We start from the raw sequence: 21396 nt of genomic DNA, 5'->3' as shown, positions 1-21396 counted from the left end.
TCTCCCGCTTGCGGGAGAGGGGCCGGGGGAGAGGGTCTATCAGACAACACCGAGCCGCCTGCACCACCCTCTCCCCAGCCCTCTCCCATAAATGGGAGAGGGAGCGATCACGCCACCGCGCCTTCGAGGAAGTCCTTGGCGAAGCGCTGCAGCACGCCACCGGCCTGGTACACGCTGACATCCGCCGCGGTATCCAGACGGCAGGTGACTGGCACACGCAGCACCTCGCCATTGCGGCGATTGACCACCAGGGTCAGGTCGCAGCGCGGCGAAATCTCGCCCTCGATGTCATAGGTCTCGGTGCCATCCAGACCTAGGGTCAGGCGCGTGGTACCCGGCTTGAACTCCACCGGCAGCACGCCCATGCCCACCAGGTTGGTGCGGTGGATGCGCTCGAAGCCTTCGGCCACGATCACTTCCACGCCCGCCAGGCGCACGCCCTTGGCCGCCCAGTCCCGCGATGACCCTTGGCCGTAGTCGGCACCGGCAACGATGATCAGGTTCTGCTTGCGATTCATGTAGGTTTCGATGGCTTCCCACATGCGCATCACCTGCCCTTCAGGCTCGACGCGAGCCAGCGAGCCCTTCTTCACCTGGCCGTCGACCACGACCATCTCATTGACCAATTGCGGGTTGGCGAAGGTGGCACGCTGCGCGGTCAGGTGGTCGCCACGGTGGGTGGCGTAGGAGTTGAAGTCCTCTTCCGGCAGGCCCATTTTCGCCAGGTACTCACCGGCGGCCGAATCCGCCAGGATGGCGTTGGACGGCGACAGGTGGTCGGTGGTGATGTTGTCCGGCAGGATCGCCAGCGGGCGCATGCCCTTGAGCGTACGCTCACCGGCCAATGCACCCTCCCAGTAAGGCGGGCGGCGGATATAGGTGGACATCGGGCGCCAGTCGTACAACGGGCTCTCTGCCTCCTGCACGCTACCCAGATCGAACATCGGGATGTAGATCTGCTTGAACTGCTCGGGCTTCACCGAGGCAGCGACGATGGCGTCGATCTCCTCGTCGCTCGGCCACAAGTCCTTGAGAGTGATCGGGTTGCCCTGTGCATCGCTGCCCAGTGGATCCTGCTCGATATCGAAGCGCACGGTACCGGCGATCGCATAGGCCACCACCAGCGGCGGCGAGGCGAGGAAAGCCTGCTTGGCGTAGGGGTGGATGCGCCCGTCGAAGTTGCGGTTACCCGAGAGCACGGCGGTGGCGTACAGGTCGCGGTCGATGATTTCCTTCTGGATCTTTGGTTCCAGCGCGCCGGACATGCCATTGCAGGTGGTGCAGGCGTAGGCGACGATGCCGAAACCGAGCTTCTCCAGTTCTGGTAGCAGACCGGCCTCTTGCAGATACAGCTTGGCGACCTTGGAGCCTGGCGCGAAGGAGGTCTTGACCCAAGGCTTGCGCACCAGGCCCAGTGCATTGGCCTTCTTCGCCACCAGGCCGGCGGCGATGACGTTGCGTGGGTTGGAGGTATTGGTGCAACTGGTGATAGCGGCGATGATCACCGCGCCATCGGGCATCAGCCCTTGGGCCTCCTCGCCCTTGCCGGCTTGCAACTTGGCCTCGTCGGCGATGCCGCGCTCGACCAGCGCCGAAGTGGGCAGGCGACGATGCGGGTTGCTTGGGCCGGCCATATTGCGCACTACGCTGCCCAGATCGAAGCGCAACACACGCTCGTACTCGGCGGTTTTCAGCGCGTCGCTCCACAGGCCAAGGGTCTTGGCGTAGTTCTCAACCAATGCCACCTGCTCCGGCTCGCGACCGGTGAGCTTGAGGTAATCGATGGTCTGGCCGTCGATATAGAACATCGAAGCCGTCGCACCATACTCGGGGCACATATTGGAAATGGTCGCGCGATCGCCGATGGACAGGCTGTCCGCTCCTTCACCGAAGAACTCGACCCAGGCGCCCACCACCCTTTCCTTGCGCAGGAACTCGGTGATCGCCAGAACGATATCGGTGGCGGTGATGCCCGGCTGACGCTTGCCGGTCAGCTCGACGCCGACGATATCGGGCAGACGCATCATCGACGGGTGGCCGAGCATCACGGTCTCGGCCTCCAGGCCGCCGACACCGATGGCGATCACGCCCAGGGCATCGACGTGCGGTGTGTGCGAGTCAGTACCGACGCAGGTATCGGGGAAGGCGATGCCGCCGCGCGCCTGGATCACCGGGCTCATCTTCTCCAGATTGATCTGGTGCATGATGCCGTTGCCGGCCGGGATCACGTCGACGTTCTTGAACGCGGTCTTGGTCCAGTCGATGAAGTGGAAGCGATCCTCGTTGCGGCGATCCTCGATGGCGCGGTTCTTTTCGAAGGCGTCCGGGTCGAAGCCCGGCGCCTCGACGGCCAGCGAGTGGTCGACGATCAACTGGGTCGGCACCACGGGGTTGACCTTGGACGGGTCACCACCTTTTTCTGCGATGGCATCGCGCAGGCCGGCCAGGTCGACCAGCGCGGTCTGGCCGAGGATGTCGTGGCAAACCACGCGCGCCGGGTACCAGGGAAAGTCCAGGTCGCGCCTGCGGTAGACCAGCTGCTCCAGCGAGGCGGTCAGATCCTGCGGATCGCAGCGGCGCACCAGCTGCTCGGCGAGCACGCGCGAGGTGTAGGGGAGCTTGTCCCAGGCGCCGGCCTGGATCGCCTCGACCGCCTCACGGGCATCGAAGTAATCCAGCGCGGTGCCGGGCAGGCGCTTGCGATATTGGCTATTCACGGTGTCATTCATCTTATTTACGGTCCTTGAGCGGCACGAACTTCAGGTCTTCGGGGCCTGTGTAGTTGGCGCTCGGGCGGATGATCTTGCCGTCGATGCGTTGCTCGATGACGTGAGCGGACCAGCCGGCGGTGCGGGCGATGACGAACAGCGGGGTGAACATGGCGGTGGGCACGCCCATCATGTGGTAGCTCACGGCGCTGAACCAGTCGAGGTTGGGGAACATCTTCTTGATCTCCCACATCACGCTCTCCAGACGCTCGGCGATATCGAACATCTTGGTGTTGCCCTGCTCCACGGACAGCTCACGGGCCACTTCCTTGATCACCTTGTTGCGTGGGTCGCTGACGGTGTAGACCGGGTGACCGAAGCCGATCACCACTTCCTTGCGCCCTACCCGCTCGCGGATGTCGGCCTCGGCTTCGTCCGGGCTGTCATAACGCTTCTGCACCTCGAAGGCCACCTCGTTGGCGCCGCCGTGCTTGGGGCCGCGCAGCGCGCCGATGGCACCGGCGATGCAGCTGAACAGGTCGGAGCCGGTGCCGGCGATCACCCGCGAGGTGAAGGTGGAGGCGTTGAACTCGTGCTCGGCGTACAGGTTCAGCGAGGTGTGCATGGCGCGCACCCAGGACTCGCGGGGCTTCTCGCCGTGCAGCAGATGGAGGAAGTGGCCGCCGATGGAGTCGTCGTCGGTTTGCACCTCGATGCGCTTGCCGTTGTGGCTGTAGTGGTACCAGTACAACAGCGCCGAGCCCAGAGAGGCCATCAGCTTGTCGGCAATGTCGCGGGCGCCGGGGTGATTGTGGTCGTCCTTCTCCGGGGCCAGGCAGCCGAGCACGGACACGGCGGTGCGCATCACGTCCATCGGGTGCGCCGAGGGCGGCAGTTGCTCCAGCGCGGCCTTGACCCCGGCCGGCAGGCCGCGCAGGGCCTTGAGCTTGGCCTTGTAACCGGCCAGTTCGGCGACGTTGGGCAGTTTGCCGTGCACCAGCAGGTGGGCGATTTCCTCGAATTCGCAGCGATTGGCGAAATCCAGCACGTCATAGCCGCGGTAGTGCAGATCGTTACCGGTACGGCCAACGGTGCACAGCGCGGTATTGCCGGCGGCAGTGCCGGAGAGGGCGACGGATTTCTTCGGTTTGAAGCCCGGAGTGGTGGTTTCGGTGGTGCTCATCGATATCTCCTCGACTCTTTTTGTTCTGCTGTGCTCTGCGTAGTGCGTAGGGTGGGCTTCAGCCCACCACCTCAGCCCACCGGCAGCGCTGATGCGGTGGGCTGAAGCGAATCGTCACCCGGCCCACCCAACTGTTTACTTCTTGCCGGCAGCGAACAGCGCGTCGAGCTTCTGCTCGAAGGCGTGATAGCCGATGCGGTCGTACAGCTCGGCGCGGGTCTGCATCAGCTCGATCACGTCTTTCTGGTGGCCGTTCTGGCGGATCGAGGTGTAGACACTTTCTGCCGCCTTGTTCGCCGCGCGGAAGGCCGACAGCGGGTAGAGCTGGATGGCCACGCCGACCGAAGCCAGCTCGTCGCGACTGAACAGCGGCGTGGCGCCGAATTCGGTGATATTGGCCAGCACCGGCACCTTCAGCGCGTCGACGAAACGCTTGTAGGTCGGCAGGTCGTAGGCAGCCTCGGCGAAGATGCCGTCGGCACCGGCCTCGACGTAGGCCTGGCAGCGCTCGATGGCGGCGTCCACGCCCTCGGCCTGGATCGCATCGGTACGGGCGATGAGGAAGAAGTCCGGGTCGGTCTTGGCATCGGCGGCGGCGCGCACGCGGTCGACCATCTCCTCGCAGGAGACGATCTCCTTGCCCGGGCGGTGGCCGCAGCGCTTGGCGCCGACCTGATCCTCGATATGCGCGGCGGCGGCGCCGGCCTTGATCAGGTTCTTGATGGTGCGCTCGATATTGAAGGCCGAGGGGCCAAAGCCGGTGTCGATGTCTACCAGCAGCGGCAGGTCGCACACGTCGGTGATGCGGCGTACGTCGGTGAGCACGTCATCGAGGGTATTGATGCCCAGGTCCGGCAGGCCGAGGGAGCCGGCCGCCACGCCACCACCGGACAGGTAGATGGCACGGAAGCCCGCGCGCTTGGCCAGCAGCGCATGGTTGGCGTTGATCGCGCCGATCACCTGCAGCGGTTGCTCTTCGGCGAGGGCCTGGCGGAAGCGCTGGCCGGCGGAAAGCTGGATCATGAATCACCTCGGGTCTTGGATGAAGTGGCGAGCGCTTCCTTGTAGTGGCGCTCGATATTGCGCTTGGAGGCGCCGATGTGACGGCGCATCAGCAATTCGGCCAGTTCGCCGTCACGATCGGCGATGGCATCGAGAATGCGGTGGTGTTCGGCGAAGGCCTGGCGCGGACGATTGGGCGTGGCGGAGAACTGCAGGCGATACATGCGCACCAGCTGGTACAGCTCGTCGCATAGCAGCTTGGCGAGGGTGCGGTTGCCGCTGCCCTGGATGATCCGGTAGTGGAAATCGAAGTCGCCTTCCTGCTGGTAGTAGCCGACGCCGGCCTTGAAGGCGGCGTCCTGCTCGTGCAGCTCCAGCACCCGGCGCAGCTCGTCGATCTCCTGCTGGGTCATGCGCTCGGCCGCCAGGCGGCAGGCCATACCCTCGAGGGATTCACGGATTTCGTACAGCTCGATCAGCTCGGCATGGCTGAGCGCCACCACCCGTGCACCCACATGTGGTACGCGCACCAGCAGCTTCTGCCCTTCCAGCCGGTGGATCGCCTCACGCAGCGGACCGCGACTGATCCCATAGGTGCGCGCCAGCTCGGGTTCGGAGATCTTGCTGCCAGGAGCGATCTCGCCCTTGACGATGGCCGCCTGGATCAGGCGAAAAACGTGCTCGGAAAGTGTTTCCGAATCCACTTGAGGCGCGGCGGCAGCATCTGATTCAAGCAGCATGATTGTCGACACCAATGGCTTTAGACGCCCAAAAATTATGGCAGACAAGCATGGCTGTCAAACAATAAATCGCATATTGTCGACAATAGTTTCACGTCGACAAGTGCATCAACGCGAGACCTGACTTGCAGAAAGCTGCATAACCTTCTGTCAGCACGGAAAATCCCCATGTTAGAATCCGCGCACTCACGCCCGGCCAACGCCTTTTGCCATGCCTGCTAGAATTCCCGGCAGACAGTTATATGGCAGGATGCCGCCAGACGCTGTCGCTCACCCGCCCCTGGCAACACCCTCTCAAGGACCCATGAGACTGAAACCCTTCTCCTTGTTGCTCTGCCTGCTGACCCTGTCCTGCCCGGCTCTGGCCATGGGCAAGTCGATCTATGGCCTGAACGAATACATCCACATAGAAGAACTGGACCTGCAGGTCGCGGCCAAGCTCGACACCGGAGCCAAGACCGCGTCCCTGAGCGCTCGCAACATCAAACGCTTCAAACGTGACGGAGAGACCTGGGTGCGTTTCGTGCTGGCCATCGACGAAGCCCACGAGCGGACCATCGAACGGCCGCTGGCGCGCATCAGCAAGATCAAACGACGTGCAGGCGACTTCGATCCCGAGGAAGACAAGACCTACACCGCACGCCCGGTAATCGACCTCGAACTGTGCATGGGGCAGACCCTGCGCACGATAGAAGTGAACTTGACCGACCGAAGCGCATTCCAATACCCGCTTCTGATTGGCTCCGAAGCGCTCAAGCACTTCGAGGCCATGGTCGACCCAAGCCTTAAATACGCGGCCGGCAAACCCGACTGCACCGACGACGCAACCCCTGGCGAGTAATTCCCATGCGCTCTCTGAACCTGCATCTGAAAGTCCTGATCACCCTCCTGGTGACCCTGGGCGTTCTGATTACGGCATACCAAATCTTCATTCTCGGCATTCCGGTGACGGAGGACGAGACCGACGATCTGTGGAACATCGACGCCAAGGTCGAATTCCAGGCCACCCCGCGCGAGCCGGTGAAGCTGCAGATGTTCGTGCCGCCGCTGAACCAGGATTACGTCAGCCTCAACGAGAGCTTCATCTCCAACAATTACGGCGTCAGCGTCAACCGCGTCGACGGCAACCGCCGCGTCACCTGGTCGGCCCGTCGTGCCAACGGCAAGCAAACGCTCTACTACCGCCTGGTGCTGACCAAGCGTTACAGCGGCGAACAACCGCCGGCCAAAGGGCCGATCTTCCGCGACAGCATCCCGGTCGAAGGCCCCGAGAAGATCGCCGCCGAAGCCCTGCTAGCGCCGATTCGCCAGCACTCGGCCGACGTCGAAACCTTCATCAGCGAGACCATCAAGCGCGTCAACAACGCCAATGACGACAACGTCAAGCTGCTGCTCGGCGGCGATGCCTCCACCGCCAACAAGGCCAAGGTGGTCGACCTGCTGCTGTCCATCGCCCACGTGCCGATGGAGCGCGTGCACACCATTCGCCTGCAGGCCGAGGTGGCGCAGTCGCCGGAGCTGTGGCTGCGCAGCTTCAACGGCCAGAAGTGGCTGTACTTCAACCCGGAGACCGGTGAGCAGGGTCTGCCGGCCGACCGCCTGGTCTGGTGGATCGGCGATGGCGATCTGGTCAGCCTCGAAGGCGGCCGCCAGGCGCAGGTCAGCTTCAGCCTGAACAACAGCGAGATGAACGCCATCCGCCTGGCCAAGCTGACCGACGAGAACACCGACGCCAGCTTCCTCGAATACTCGCTGTACGGCCTGCCGCTGCAGACCCAGCAGACCTTCATGATCATGGTCATGATCCCGATCGGCGTGCTGGTCATCCTGATCCTGCGCAACCTGGGCGGCCTGCAGACCCTCGGCACCTTCACCCCGGTGCTGATCGCCCTCGCCTTCCGCGAAACCCAGCTGGGCTTCGGCATCTTCCTGTTCACCGTGATCACCGCGCTCGGCCTGTCGCTGCGCTCCTATCTGGAGCACCTGAAACTGCAGATGCTGCCGCGCCTGTCGGTGGTGCTGACCTTCGTCGTGGTGCTGATCGCCGCCATCAGCCTGTTCAGCCACAAGCTGGGCCTGGAGCGCGGCCTGTCGGTGGCGCTGTTCCCGATGGTGATTCTGACCATGACCATCGAACGCCTGTCGATCACCTGGGAAGAGCGTGGCGGCAGCCACGCCTTCAAGGTCGCCATCGGCACCCTGTTCGCCGCCACCATCGCCCATCTGCTGATGAGCGTGCCGGAGCTGGTGTACTTCGTGTTCACCTTCCCGGCGGTCCTGCTGATCCTGGTGGGTTTCATGCTGGCGATGGGTCGCTACCGCGGCTACCGCCTGACCGAACTGTTCCGCTTCAAAGCCTTCCTCAAGGACTAACGCCATGTTCGGCCTGATCAAGACGTGGAAGGCCCTTGAAGCCAAAGGCATCATGGGCATCAACCGACGCAATGCGGACTATGTGCTGAAGTACAACAAACGGCACCTGTACCCCATCGTCGACGACAAGATCATCACCAAGGAGCGGGCCATCGAGGCCGGCATCGATGTGCCGGAGCTGTACGGCATCATCGAAACCGAGAAGGAAATCGACAAGCTCGACGAGATCATCGCCGGGCGCAACGACTTCGTCATCAAGCCGGCGCAGGGCGCCGGCGGTGACGGCATCATGGTCATCGCCGACCGTTTCGAGGATCGCTTCAAGACGGTATCCGGCAAGATCGTCAGCCACGAGGAGCTGGAGCAGCAGATTTCCAGCATCCTCTCCGGCCTGTACTCGCTCGGCGGCCACCGCGACCGTGCGCTGATCGAGTACCGTGTGACCCCGGACACCATCTTCAAGAGCATCAGCTACGAAGGCGTGCCGGACATCCGCATCATCGTGCTGATGGGCTACCCGGTGATGGCCATGCTGCGCCTGCCGACGCGCCAGTCCAACGGCAAGGCCAACCTGCACCAGGGCGCCATCGGCGTGGGTGTCGACCTGGCCACCGGCGTGACCCTGCGCGGCACCTGGCTGAACAACAAGATCAGCAAGCACCCGGACACCACCAATGCGGTGGACGGCGTGCAACTGCCGAACTGGGACGGCTTCATGAAGCTCGCCGCCGGCTGCTACGAGCTGTGCGGCCTGGGCTACATCGGTGTGGACATGGTGCTGGACCAGGACAAGGGCCCGCTGATTCTCGAGCTCAACGCCCGCCCCGGCCTGAACATCCAGATCGCCAACGACTGCGGCCTGACCCATCGCGCCCACGCCGTGGAAGCCCACCTGGAGGAACTCAAAGCCAAGGGCATTCAGGAAACCCCGGAGGAGCGCGTGCGCTTCTCCCAGGAACTGTTCGGCCACGTCGTCAGCAAGGAAATCTGACTCGTACGCCGTGCGCGCCACTGGTGCGCACGGCAGGTACATCCCGCCATGGCGCCTGCGTGCGCCTCGCGCTCAGCGCACGATCGCCAGCTCGAACGCCCCCTCGTCGGCATGCGCATGTCGCTGCATGCCCGCCTCATCCACCGCCAGATCCTGCAGCGGCCGCTTGAACGGCTTGTTGTCCAGCGTCTGCAGGCTGCGATCTTCATCGGTAGTGATCAGCAGGACATAGCGCTCGCCACGCTCGGCCCGCACCTGCACCGTGCCCTCGATGAAGGCGTAGCGATACCAGGTTTCCGGGTGCAGCCGGTACACCGCATCGCTGACCAGGCGGGTCGGTCGCTTGGCCTCGTCGAGAAACAGCAGCGACGGGTAGACCACCTGGCGGTTGGCGAAACTGCGCACGCGCAGGCCGTAACTCTGCCGCGATGCCGGCAGTTTCAGCGCCGCGTAGTAACTGCGGCCCATGGGAAAGTCGAAGCTGGGCGAGAAACGATCCAGCTCTTCGTAGCGCGGCTCCTCCACCGACAGCACGCTGAAATCGCTATCGCGCAACTGCCCGCAGCAGCGTGTCGACAATTCGCCGTACAGGCTCTCGCCACGTGCCTGGCTGCCTTCCAGCAGCGCCTGCATGGCTGCCGTGGGCTGGCCATCGAGCATCGGCAACGAAGGCTTGCTGCGCTCGAATTCGATCTGCCGGCCTTCGCTGTAGCGCACCGATGAAGCAGTCGTACTGGAAGCAACGGCCCGCGGCTGGGCGGGTACGGGCGAATTGTGCGTCCTTCCCTGTTCGTCGACCCAGGTGTAATAGGGGCTGTCGTAGCTGTCGCGGGCAAAGCCGCGCCCCTCCAGCACGGCCGAGTCGATGTACTCCCCTGCCCGCTCCCCGCTGGCCAGCACCTGATCGCGACCCGACGCACCGGCGAGCTGCGTGCCGGCATAGAAGCTGTTGTGCAGTTGGCCATTGCCATCGACCCAGGTGAAATAGCGGCGCTTGCTCTCCCCCGTGCCTGGCGCACTGCCCGGCCAGGCACCACCGTCACCGAGCCGCGCCTGGTCGCTCTGTTCGGCGCGGCGCCTGGCCTGGCTCTGCTGCTCGGCGAAACGGCCGTCGACGAAGGTGTTGTGCACCCGCCCAAGGTCATCGACCCAGGTCAGGTAGCGGCTGCCGGCCGTGGCCGGCATCAGGGGCAGCAAGGCCAGGATGAAGATCAGACTGCGCATCGCCTCAGAACCTCGAGGTATAGGTCATGGCGAAGATATAGGCCTTGACCGTGGTTTCGATATTGAGCCCGGCATAGGGGTTGTAGACTAGGTTGTCCAGGCCTTCGCAGCTGACGTTGCAGCTGCTGCCCGCGGGAATGCTCTGCCTGGAAACGAAGTAGTTGAAGCCGACGTCGATGGTGGTGTCCTTGTCCCAGCGATAGCCCAGACCGAGCCCGTAGAGATCGGCATCGCCCACCGGCGCCAGCACGTCCGCCCGGTTCTTCGGGATGGCCGAGGGGCGATATTCGTAGCCGGCGCGCAGGGCCAGGCGATCATTGACGTCGTATTGCGCACCGACGCCCCAGCTCCAGGTATCGCGGTAGCCACGGTCGAGAATGAGGCTGCGATCGGTGGCCTTGCCACCGCCGAAGGTCTTGGCGATGCGCAGCAGATCCAGCTCGCGATCGAACTCGATCTCGAAGCTGTTCCAGTCGCTGTAGCCGACCCAGCGCAGGTCCAGGTTGAACTGCCACTTGTCGAACGGGCGCAGCTTGATGCCGGTGCTGAAGGCGTCCGGATAGGTCAGTTTCAGCGAGGCGTTGCCGCTCTCCTCGTCCGCGCCGTAGGGAAACAGCGGGCTGAGGATCTGACCGAACAGCGAGCCCTGCAGGCCGGACCAGAAGCCTGCCCAGTCCTCGCTGTAGTCGACGCGGTACTTGCCCTGCAGGTTCATGCGCGCCTCGCTCTGGTAGGTCGCTCCCCAGGCGAACCAGTCGCTGGGCTCCCAGAGAATGCCCAGGTTGTAGGTCGGCGACAGGCTCTGCTGCAGATCCAGATCGAGATTGGCCAGCGAGTCGAAGGGGCCGATCTTGCCATTGCAGACGTTGATGAATGGCCCGGTGATCTCTTCCAGCCCCGGCAGGCACAGCGCCTCGTTGAGGATTCGGGTCAGACCGGTGAGCATGCCGGGGTTGCGAAAGTCCTGGTTGAGCGCCACGGCCTGATGCGAGAAGCCGATGGACAACCCCAGCGACAGCTCGTCATTGACCTGATAGGCCAGCGATGGCGAGAAGTAGGTGATGCGCTGCAACGACACCTGACGCCCCTGGAAACGCCCGGGATCGCTGTCCGAATCGCGCGAATAACCCAGAGCCATCGGCGCATAGACGTTGGTGGCGAAGGTGAATTTCGAACCCGGCGGGTTGATCGACAGCCCGGCCAGCGGCGCCACCAGCACCGGCAGCTCGGTCATGCCGCCGAGGCCTGGCAGATACATGGTCGGCGTCAGCGTGCGGCTGCTGGAATGCTTGAAGGGGTCATCGTCGTAGCCCATGAAGCCGTAGTCTTCCTTGGCGTCGAACTTGGCGCGGATGTCCATCACGCCGCTGAGCAGCTTGACCGTGGTCTGCCGCCCCTTGAGCTTGCTCAGCGCCGCCGGGTTGTAGTGCACCGCATCGATGCCGGTGACATCGGCAGTGACGGCGTTGCCCATGGCCATGGCCTTGGGGTTGCCGATGGTCAGGTTGTTGGCCAGTTGCGCCTGGGCAGGCAGGACGCAGGCCGCGCCGAGCCCCACCAGCAGCAGCGCCTGCAGCTTGGCTAGATGAGTCATGTCAGGTTCGCTCGCTGCTTACTCGGCCTTGAGACCCTTGATATCCAGGGGCATGGAAACCCCGAGCAGGACATCGGGCGAATCTTCGGTCATGCCGAAACCGGCATTGACGTTGACGATGGTATTGGGCGCGGTACGCAGCCCCAGTGAGAAGTTCATCACCGCACTGGTCTGCTCCCGGCCCTCGAGCGTGGCGTCACTGAACTTGAACTTCGGCGCCAGGTTGTGGGCCATCTGGAAGGACGTGGCCAGGGACACGTCATAGGACAGTGCATAGGCGAAGCCCATGCTCATCGACAGGCTGGAGCCCGGATCGACCTCCTTCAGCAGGCGGCCGCCGCGCACCTGATCAGCATCACGCACCGGCAGGTTGTAGGTGTAGCCAAGCGAGCCGAACAGCACCACCGGATCGATCACATAGGACAGGTTGGCCCCCACGCCCAGGCTGTAGTAGCCGTTACCGGTGGCCAGGCCGTTGTCCAGGCTGACGTCGTATGGGCTGTCGCCTGTGGGCAGGCCGAGGGTGGCGAACAGCGTGGTGACCGGCCGACCGCGTACCGACGACCAGGGCTGCCAGCGGAAACTGGCGGAGATATCGCCCAGGCTGTAGCTGTTCAGGTCACGCTCGGTGTCGTACTTGGCCACGAACGGCAGGCGCATGCTGAAGGTGAGGTTGTCCCAGACCCCGTAGTCGAAGGTGAAGGAGTTGGTGAAGGTGTGCTGCGCCTCGCTCTGGCCGATCACGCTGAACACGTTCTGCCCGGTGCGCACGGTCTGGATCTGCGTGTCGCGCAGCAGCGAATAGTCGAAGCCGTAGGTCAGGGTGCGCTCGCCCTTCTTGAGCAAGGTGTAGCTCTTCTCTGCCGCCTGGAAGACCTCCTCCAGCGCCTTGGCGCTGTCGGCGTCATCCTCCTTCTTGCTCAACGCATCGCGCGCATCGTCGACCGTGGCCTCCTCGGCCAGCAAAGGCTGTGCCGCGACCAGCGTCAGCATGGCCAGCCATGCATACCCCCAAACTCCCATGACGCTATCCCCAGATCGTTATTGTTATGCCGGGCAAATCACTTGCGGCGAATGTATTGGATGTCGCCTCCCGACCCCAGTTGGTCGGCCTGATTCGTGGTGAACTTGGCCATCTGCGGAAACTCGCGAAAAGCCAGCATGCTGATGGTACGGTCGTCGATGATGCGCAGGTCGCGGTCGGTCAGCGCCATGGCGTTGGGCGGCTCGTTGCCGCTGGGGAAGATCACGAACAGCACGTTCTGATCCCAGATTTCCTCGAAGCGCACGCGCGTGAAACTGATGTTGCCCAGTGCCGGGTCAGCGACGAACACGTGCTCGTTGTAGACGTCGCGCACCACCACGAAATGTTTGAAGCCGGCGTATTCGATGGGCACGATGGCCGGATGCTCCAGTTGCGCCAGGTCATCGAAGCCGGCGCGGAAACCACCGCTCTTGTAGCCCAGGGCAGTGACGAAGCGCTTCATGTCGAGCAGGGAGAAACCGCGGCGCTCGACGATCTTCTCGGCCTCGCCGAAATGCAGCAGCCCCTCCATCACCTGGCGCTCTTCCAGATTGCGCCCGAGGTAGTAATCCAGCAGCGTGGTCAGCGCCGCAGAGCCGCAGCTGTAGTCATAGGCCTGGCGAATGACGTTGCGAAACTGCAGCTGGCTCATCGGTTCGAGCACCACCGACTCGCGCAGCGGGCCGTTGGGCACCAGCGGCTGGGTGATGTTCACGGTGCCGGCGGGCTGCGGTTTGATGTCGACAGCCTCGCTGAAACCGTACAAACCGATCAGGCTGCCCACGAGAATCTCGATCATTGGTCAATCCGCAACTGCGTAGAACGAGGCAGGAGCCCCGCCATGGCGGCAGAGCCCCTGTGCAACAGATCAGGCGAGGATCAGTGACCCCAGATCTTGACGGTGGAGCCGGCCATGTCCAGACCGTTGATGGCCACGCCGCCGATGCTGTTGGCACCGATCTTCACCGACTCAACCGAAACCCCGCCATTGATGCCCGGCAGGCCGATTTCCAGTTTGTTGTCGACCACGTCGATGGTCAGCGGGCTGTTTTCACTGATGTTGAAGCCGGACAGGGTGACGGTATTGAGGCTCAGGCTGTTGCTGCCGTCAGTGACGCCGGCTTCGGTGTCGGTGTAGACGATGGAGCCGATGGTGGCATCGAAGTTACCGGCAATGCTGATACCGGCTTGACCGGTCACATCGGCCAGGGCTGCGTCGTCGAGGGACTGCATCTGCGCCTGAGCCATAAACGGGACGGTCATGACGGCGGCGGCAAGAGCGAGTTTTTTCAGGGTCATCATTGTTGTTATCTCCACAGTTCAAATGGGGGGTCCCCGGGCTCTGCCGGTGACGTCCTGTCACGAGCAGCCTGATCGGCCCATGCCGATCACCAGACCTGTCGCGGCTTCCCTAGGTACGCCAGGTTTGGATTCACGAAACGCATCGCGCTTCGAGATGGCTACAAGCTACTGACCCGCCATCCAGCTGCCAGCCCATCCAAGGGATGGAGCATGCCGCTCGTTTTTCCGTGCCGCCCTTCACGCCTCGCTCAGCAGCCCCAGACTCTTGCCCTTGAGCACGGCTTGAGTACGGCTGCGTACGCCCAGTTTGGAAAACAGGTTATGCAGGTGCCATTTGATGGTGGCCTCGGACAGATGCACGGCCTGGGCGATATCGCGATTCGACAGACCGGCCGCCACGAGCCGCAGGATTTCTCGCTCGCGATGACTAACATCTTGATTTTCATCGAAACTGTCCGGATCGATGGCCAGCCTGCGGCACTGCTCGCGAAGCGTTTCGGCAACGCCTTGCCAGGCTGCGGCGCGCTTGGGCTCGGCACCTTTCCAGGCGTCCCAGAGCGGCAGCAGCCACAGCGCATCGTCCTGGAACAGGCGGCGATAGCCGCATTGCCAGGCTTCCTCGAGCGTCGTCCGCAACAGCGCGAAGGCTTTTTCGCTGTTACCTTTGCGCCAGTACGCCACAGAAAGTAACAGGCTCAGACGCAGGCGTCGGTCGCGCTGGTGCTCCGCGCCCTGCTTGGCCAGGCATGCCTCCAGGCTGGCCTGGGCTTTTTCCACCCTGCGCTCGCTGAGCGCCAGGCGCGCCTCGCTCAGCGCCAGTGCCGTATGCGCATCGCCATAGCGTTCGATGGGCAGCGCTGCGAGGTGGCGCTCCAGCTGCAGGTAGATGCGCTGCGCCTCGTTGGGCCTGCGCAGCCACAGCAGGAACTGCACCTTGCAGCCCATGGCGATGGCGAACACCCGCTCGTAGCCCGGCCCCTGCAGACCGGCCAGCCACTCATCGAGTTCCTCCAGCCCCTGCTCGGCCGCGCCGGCGAAGAAGCGGGCGCGTGCCATCACCAGCTTGCCGCGACTGATCAGCTCCACCGGCGTGGCGACATCGCGCCAGGTGGTGGCCAGCGGCAGCTCGGCGAGGATTGCGCCATGCCGGTCCTGCTCGTACAGAAGGTCGGCGTAGGCCAGCCCGAGCGGCCCGCCGACCCGGCTGCGCCGGCCGAACACCTGCTCGACCCGCGCCCGTGCCGACTCGGCCAGCGCGCGGCCACGCTCCAGCTCGCCATATTCCTTGCAGATCAGCGCCTCGATCAGGCTGGCCATCACGTGCAGGTATTCGCTCTCGCACTGGCGCAGGTTCTCCCGCGCCACGGCAATGGCCTTGGCCGCCTCACCGAACTCGCCGAGCAGGGCGAATGCCGCGGCCTGCACGCAGGCCAGGCTGGCGCGGAACACCGGCTGGTTCTGCGGCACCAGGGACAGCCAGTGGCCGGCAACCTTGAGGCAGGCCTCGAGCTTGTCCTGATAGAGCAGTACCAGCGCCTTGAGCACCTGGGCGGCCGCCAGCAGTTCGATCAGGCCGAAGTGCATGCCCTTGCCACGCCCCTGGGTCAGGCGCGTGCTGACTTCCTCGATCAGTGCCTCGGACTCGGCGAATTTCTGCTCGAAGGCCAGTTGCCAGGCATAGAAGATCTGGAACACCGGCTGCTCGGTGATCACCAGCGGCGGGATGTCCTTGAGAATGGCGAGAATGCCGTAGACGCGGTTGCCGGCGATCAGCCTGGCGCCCTGGCGCTCCAGCAGTTCGGCGGCGAAGGCATAGTCACGTGCGCGCAGGGCGTACTTGATCGACTTGTCCGCCAGGTCGTGGCTTTCGCACCAGCGCGCCGCCGCATGCAGCAGGTGCGCAGGATCGCCGCGCCTGGCCAGGCGGCCCTGAAGGAACTCGGCGAACAGGTGGTGATAACGGAACCACTCGCCCTGCTCGTCCAGGGCGATCACGAACAGCTGCTCGCCCTGCAGGCGGCGCAGCATGTCGCGGCCGTCCTGGCGCCCGGTCAGCGCATTGCACAGCTCGGCATTGAATTCGTCGAGTACCGAGGTCTGGTCGAGAAACAGCTGCAGGGCTTCGGGCAGGCTGGCCACCACGTCTTCGGCGAGGTAATCGGCGATGTTGCGCTCGGCACCGGAGAGGCCGGCAAGAAAGGCGGCGCGATCGCGCTGACGCGGCAGGGCAAGGGCCGCCAGATGCAAGGCGGTGATCCAGCCTTCGGTGCGCGCATACAGCTGGTCGAGTTCGCTTTCTTCGAGAACGATGCACTTGATGTCGCGAAAGTAGGCTGCAGTCTCCGCACGCGTCAGGCGCAGGTCTTCGGCCTTGAGCCAGAACGCCCAGGCGCCGAGCGCCGGCTGCTCGTCGAGAAAGCGTGGCTGATGACGGGTGCTGACCACCAGCCTCACCTGCCTGGGCAGACGCTCGATCAGATAGCGCGAGCACTGGCCCAGAGAGGGATGGTGAACCCGGTGAAAGTCGTCGAGCATCAGATAGAGGTCGTCCGACAGCCCTCGCAGGTCGTCGAGAAAGGCATCGATGACCGCCTCCAGCGGCCAGCTGACCTCGCCCTGCAGCAGCGCCGTGGCACTGCTGCCGAAGCCGGGGCAGACCGCCCCGATCGCGGCCACCAGATATTGCAGAAGCCGCGCCGGCTCACCGTCGCTTTCATCGCAGGACAACCAGGCGACGCGCGCGCCCTGCCCCTGCAAGCGACTGCGCAGCTGGCTCAGGACGGTGCTCTTGCCGAAGCCGGCGGGTGCGCTGAGTACGATCAGGCGTTGCTCGCGCGCCTCCAGCAGGCGCTCGAGCAAGGCCGAGCGCTGCAGCAGAGGAGCGCCCTCGGCATGGGCGGGATACAGCTTGGTGCGCAACAGCGGGGCAGCCGTTTGGCAGGCGGGATTCTGACTGGTCATGATTCGAGTAGGCTCAGCTCGCGGGCACGGCGGATGGCTTGGGTGCGATTACGCACCTTGAGCTTTTCGTAGATGTTGTGCAGGTGCCATTTGACGGTCCCCAGGGCCAGCGACAACTGCTGGCCGATCTCTTCGTTGGACATGCCCTTGGCAGCCAGGCAGACCACTTCGCGCTCACGCTCGGTCAGCCCTTCCTCCGGCACGTCCTGCGGCTGCCGCGAATCCTGGCCGGGCCAGGCGCTCAGCAGGCTGCGGATGAAGGCCTGCAAGGCCGGCTGGCGCTCGGCCGCTTCCAGTTGCTGGAGCAACTGGCGGATGGCCTCGCCCTCCTCGATGAACAGGCTGCGCGCCTCCTCTCGCTCCGCGCCGATCAGGCACTGCACCAGCAGGCTCTGCGCACGTTCCTGGTAACCCAGACGCTGATAGCTCAGCGCCGCCAGCAGGTCCAGACGCAGACGCTGCAAAGCGTGCCAGCCACTCTGCAGTTGGCCGCGCAGCTGGGTGATCTCATGCAGCGCTTCGCTGTAATGCCCGCGTGCCTGCTGCAGGCGAATGCGGGTCAGGCCCAGCACCCATGACACCGGATTGAAGCTGCGCTGCCTGTAATGGCCCGCCAGCTTGGCCCAGTCCACCGACTTCAGGCGCTGCTCGGCGCGCTTGCAGCGGTCGGCTGCCGGCTCCTGCAGAATCAGCGCGATCTCTTCGCCCACCGCCTGCGCGTAGAAGCGCCAGGAATGGTTGCGCGCCGCCAGGTTCTGCATCAGCACCAGGGTCGCCACCGCCTCTTTCGGCGCCTCCTGCAGACGTTGGATGCGCGCCAGGCAAAGCATCGCCTGGGCGTACAGATCGATCGGGTTGATCACGTCGACCGTGGCCAGAGCCCAGCGCAGCCGCTCCTGCAGACCCTCCACACGGCCCTGGTGGTAGGCCACCAGCGACTCGGTGATGGTCGGCAATGCCAGGGCCCGGGACTTCTCGCCGAACCAGGGCATCATGCGCCCATGCAGTTGCTCGAACAGCAGTTGCGCCTGCTTCACCCGCCCCTGCTCCAGACACAGCAGGACCTCCACGTTGGCCAGCTGCATGTCCAGATAGCGGCCTTCGAGGAAGTGATTGCGCTGTTGCGCCAGCGCCAGCAGCTTGCGCGCCTGTTCGCCCTGGCCAAGCATGACGTTGGCCAGGGCGCCGACGGTGAGGATGGCCACTTCGAGGAACGCGGTGTGCTGCCCGAGCTGCGCCTCGATACGCCGGGCCAGGCTGACGCAGGTGTCCAGGTCGTCCTTCTGCAGGGCGATCACCGCCTTGATCGCCAGGGTCGCCAGAACCTTGTCACTCAAGGGCCCCTTGGCGCGCGATTCGCCCCAGCGTTCGAGCAGTTCGTCGAGCATGCGGTTGGCTTCGCCAAGCCCCAGCTCGGTCGCCCGCGTCCAGACGTCGGCGAGCACCAGCACCGGGAAGCGCGCGGCGATCTCGTCCGGCACGTGCTGACGCCACTTGTAGATGAGATTGAGCTGGCCGCGGTTGATCAGTTCCAGGCCGCAGCCATCGACCAGCGCGGCGAGCATTTCGGCATCTTCGGCCAGGCAGGCGTGCTCGATGGCCAGGTTCTGCATGTGGTGATTGGTGAACCACAGGCTGGCATTGAAGTGCAGTTGCTTGAAGCGCTCCGGGTCACGCTCCTTGAGGCGGCTGCGCAGGAACTCGGCGAACAGGTTATGGAAGCGATACCACTGGCGCTCGCGGTCCATGGGCAGGAGAAACAGCTGCATCGCTTCCAGGTCTTCCAGCAACTGCTGGCCGTCGTGGCGGCCAGTCAGCGCATTGGCCAGGTCGCCACTGAGCTGCTGCGCCACGCCCAGGGCGAGCAACTGCTCCTGACGCTCGGCGGGCAACTGCTCGAACACCGAGCGCAGCAGATAGTCGCCGACCGCATGCTTGTCGGCGCCCAGCTCGGCCATGCGCTCCGTCGGCTGCGGGTGATTGCGCAGCCACAGGGCGGCCAGGTGTACGCCGACCATCCAGCCCTCGGTATGGCTGTAGAGGGCACCGAAGGTCTCGGCGTTGAGCTGCAGGCCGCTGCGCTCCAGATAGCTGCGCGCCTCTTGCGGGTTGAGCCTGAGTTCATCGCTGCCAAGCTCCAGCAGCAGGCCCTTGGCGCGCAAGGTGGCCAGGCTCAGGGCCGGTTGCGAACGGCTACCGATGGCCAGGGTGAACGTCGGTGGTGCCAGCTTGACCAGGCGATTGAGCGCGGCCAGCAGCTCGCCATCCTGGATCAGATGCAAATCATCGAGGACCAGCAGCAGCGGCTCCGAGCGCTGCGAAAGGTCCGCCAGCAGGCTTTCCATCACCGCCTCGACCGGCACGCGCATGGTATTGCGCAGGTAGCCCAGGGCGTCGTCACCCAGGCCCGGCAGCGCGCGCCCCAATGCTTCGATCAGTTGCTGGAAGAAACGCACCGGCTCGTCATCATCCGAGCCCAGCGATAGCCAGGCGAGCGCACTGCCGGCCTGCCGACGCTGTTCGCCGAGCATCGCCAGTGCGGTGGTCTTGCCGAAGCCGGCTGGCGCACAGAACAGCACGAGACGGGCATGGGGATGGGCCGAAAGCGCGGCTTCGACCTGGGGTCTTGCCAGATAGTCCGCGGATGCCTGAGGCGGCGACAGTTTCGAGCGCAGCAGGCTTCCGGCGGCTGGACCTATAACTACATCCATGGCCTGGATCCCTTGTAAATTATTGTTCTGTTATCGGGGTCCGCTCTTCATTCCACTCGAAGGCAGCCCCTGGATTCAACGTCCTGGCATAGCGCCATACTAATCAGCCGCACGCAGCCGAGTAAACCCGGCGCAAGCTCTAGGATGAATGTTAGCGGCGCACTACAATCGCCTTTTCATCTCTCCCGACTGCCACGCATGCCCAGCTGCTCCCTGCACCCTCTTCCCTACCGGACAGACCCCAGCGACTACTTCCGGCGCATTCGCCAGGCCCCAGGTGCCGTCCTGCTGGATGCCGGACGTCCGCATGCCGAGCGTGGACGCTATGACCTTATGAGCGCCTGGCCATTGGCAGAACTGGCGCCAGCGGCCGACGAATCGGCCAACGATTTCCTCCAGCGACTGCGGAGCGCCCTGCAGAGCCTTGGCCAGGCCGAGGCGCCAGCCCAACAGGAGGTGCCATTCGTCGGCGGCTTGATCGGTTACCTGTCCTACGACTTCGGCCGCCGCCTGGAGGCCCTGCCCGAGCAGAGCGTCGACGACCTGGGGCTCGAGGATGCGCGCTTCGGTCTCTATGCCTGGGCGCTGATCAGCGATCACCAGCTCCGCACCAGCGCCCTGCTGTATCACCCGAGCCTGCCGCAGGCCGAGCGCGAGCGTCTACAGGCACTGTTCGAGGCCCCCCATGGCGAAAACCTGACTCCCTTCCGACTGACCCGGCCGTTCCAGGCCGATCTCGATCAGAACAGCTATCGCCAGGCGATCGAACGCATCCAGCGTTACATCCTCGCCGGCGACTGCTATCAGGTGAATTTCGCCCAGCGCTTTCAGGCGCCCTGCGCGGGCGATCCGTGGGCGGCGTATCAGGCGCTGCGCCAGGCATGCCCGACACCGTTCTCGGGCTTCCAGAGCCTGGGTGGTGGCGACGCCATTGTCAGCCTGTCGCCCGAACGTTTTCTCAAGGTCAGCGCGGGCCAGGTGGAAACCCGCCCGATCAAGGGCACCCGACGCCGCGGCAATGACCCAGACGACGATCAGGCCCAGGCGCAGGACCTGCTGGCCAGCCGCAAGGACCGCGCCGAGAACCTGATGATCGTCGATCTGCTGCGCAACGATCTCGGCCGCAGCTGCCGCATCGGCTCGGTCAGGGTGCCCGAGCTGTTCGCCCTGGAGAGCTACCCCAACGTGCATCATCTGGTCAGTTGCGTGACCGCCGAGCTGGCGCCCGGCAAGGATGCCCTGGACCTGATCGCTGGCAGCTTCCCCGGCGGCTCCATCACCGGCGCGCCGAAGATCCGCGCCATGCAGATCATCGACGAGCTGGAGCCGACCCGGCGCGGGCTCTACTGCGGCTCCCTGCTCTATCTCGATGTACGCGGCGAAATGGACAGTTCCATCGCCATCCGCAGCCTGCTGGTCAAGGACGGCGTGGTCAGCTGCTGGGGCGGTGGCGGCATCGTCGCCGACTCCAACTGGCAGGCCGAGTATCAGGAGTCGATCACCAAGGTGAAGGTGCTGCTGGAGACGCTGGAGCGCCTGTCGGCCGAAGCCGAATAAGCCCGCAAACGAAAAACGCCGCGAAA

General features: G+C 64.4%; 15 protein-coding genes. 4 read left to right on the top strand and 11 right to left on the bottom strand.

Features of this window, described 5'->3' with window-relative positions; all coding sequences use genetic code 11:
* Positions 1-107: 107 nt before the first annotated feature.
* The 4 genes from acnD to BLS61_RS18450 all read right to left on the bottom strand — a co-directional run bounded on the left by acnD (position 108) and on the right by BLS61_RS18450 (position 5633).
* Complete coding sequence (gene acnD / locus BLS61_RS18465; protein ID WP_090433313.1) at positions 108-2729, bottom strand: Fe/S-dependent 2-methylisocitrate dehydratase AcnD; 2622 nt, start codon at positions 2727-2729, stop codon at positions 108-110.
* A gap of 1 nt (position 2730) precedes the next feature.
* Entirely contained in the window at positions 2731-3891 is a 1161-nt protein-coding gene (gene prpC / locus BLS61_RS18460; RefSeq protein WP_090433311.1) for a bifunctional 2-methylcitrate synthase/citrate synthase, read from the bottom strand.
* 135 nt (positions 3892-4026) lie between these two features.
* Positions 4027-4914, bottom strand: a complete 888-nt coding sequence (gene prpB, locus BLS61_RS18455; protein WP_090433309.1) for a methylisocitrate lyase — start codon at positions 4912-4914, stop codon at positions 4027-4029.
* Positions 4911-5633, bottom strand: a complete 723-nt coding sequence (locus BLS61_RS18450; RefSeq protein ID WP_090433307.1) for a GntR family transcriptional regulator — start codon at positions 5631-5633, stop codon at positions 4911-4913. The genes prpB and BLS61_RS18450 overlap by 4 nt, the downstream gene beginning before the upstream one ends.
* A 304-nt stretch (positions 5634-5937) precedes the next feature.
* Here BLS61_RS18450 and rloA point away from each other — a divergent pair, with 304 nt between their 5' ends.
* From rloA to BLS61_RS18435, 3 genes are read left to right on the top strand one after another with little or no spacing between them, the layout of a single operon-like run.
* Complete coding sequence (gene rloA / locus BLS61_RS18445; protein ID WP_090433305.1) at positions 5938-6474, top strand: retropepsin-like aspartic peptidase RloA; 537 nt, start codon at positions 5938-5940, stop codon at positions 6472-6474.
* 5 nt (positions 6475-6479) lie between these two features.
* A complete protein-coding gene (gene rloB / locus BLS61_RS18440) occupies positions 6480-8006 on the top strand; it encodes an osmotic stress tolerance membrane protein RloB (protein WP_090433303.1) in 1527 nt (508 codons plus the stop codon).
* A 4-nt stretch (positions 8007-8010) separates the two neighbouring features.
* Positions 8011-8997, top strand: coding sequence for an alpha-L-glutamate ligase-like protein (locus BLS61_RS18435; protein WP_090433301.1), 987 nt, complete (start codon positions 8011-8013; stop codon positions 8995-8997).
* Positions 8998-9069: 72 nt separating this feature from the next.
* Here the strand turns inward: BLS61_RS18435 and BLS61_RS18430 are convergent, their stop codons facing one another.
* The 7 genes from BLS61_RS18430 to BLS61_RS18400 form a co-directional block, all read right to left on the bottom strand.
* Positions 9070-10221, bottom strand: a complete 1152-nt coding sequence (locus BLS61_RS18430; RefSeq protein ID WP_090433299.1) for a MalM family protein — start codon at positions 10219-10221, stop codon at positions 9070-9072.
* A 4-nt stretch (positions 10222-10225) separates the two neighbouring features.
* A complete protein-coding gene (locus tag BLS61_RS18425; protein ID WP_090433297.1) occupies positions 10226-11815 on the bottom strand; it encodes an outer membrane protein transport protein in 1590 nt (529 codons plus the stop codon).
* 18 nt (positions 11816-11833) lie between these two features.
* Positions 11834-12838, bottom strand: a complete 1005-nt coding sequence (locus BLS61_RS18420) for a transporter family protein (RefSeq protein WP_090433295.1) — start codon at positions 12836-12838, stop codon at positions 11834-11836.
* A 38-nt stretch (positions 12839-12876) separates the two neighbouring features.
* A complete protein-coding gene (locus BLS61_RS18415) occupies positions 12877-13638 on the bottom strand; it encodes a C39 family peptidase (RefSeq protein ID WP_090433293.1) in 762 nt (253 codons plus the stop codon).
* An 80-nt stretch (positions 13639-13718) separates the two neighbouring features.
* Complete coding sequence (locus BLS61_RS18410) at positions 13719-14141, bottom strand: DUF6160 family protein (protein ID WP_090433291.1); 423 nt, start codon at positions 14139-14141, stop codon at positions 13719-13721.
* Positions 14142-14378: 237 nt separating this feature from the next.
* On the bottom strand, positions 14379-17102 hold the full coding sequence (locus BLS61_RS18405) for a helix-turn-helix transcriptional regulator (RefSeq protein ID WP_090433289.1): 2724 nt from the start codon (positions 17100-17102) through the stop codon (positions 14379-14381).
* On the bottom strand, positions 17099-19813 hold the full coding sequence (locus BLS61_RS18400) for a winged helix-turn-helix domain-containing protein (RefSeq protein WP_244157977.1): 2715 nt from the start codon (positions 19811-19813) through the stop codon (positions 17099-17101). The genes BLS61_RS18405 and BLS61_RS18400 overlap by 4 nt, the downstream gene beginning before the upstream one ends.
* Positions 19814-20011: 198 nt before the next feature.
* Here BLS61_RS18400 and pabB point away from each other — a divergent pair, with 198 nt between their 5' ends.
* Entirely contained in the window at positions 20012-21370 is a 1359-nt protein-coding gene (gene pabB / locus BLS61_RS18395) for an aminodeoxychorismate synthase component I (RefSeq protein WP_090433285.1), read from the top strand.
* Positions 21371-21396: the final 26 nt, after the last annotated feature.

The organism is Ectopseudomonas guguanensis (genome assembly GCF_900104265.1).
GTDB lineage: Bacteria > Pseudomonadota > Gammaproteobacteria > Pseudomonadales > Pseudomonadaceae > Aquipseudomonas > Aquipseudomonas guguanensis.
Note: the sequence above shows the minus strand (reverse complement) of the source record. Positions and strands in the feature narration are given on the sequence as shown.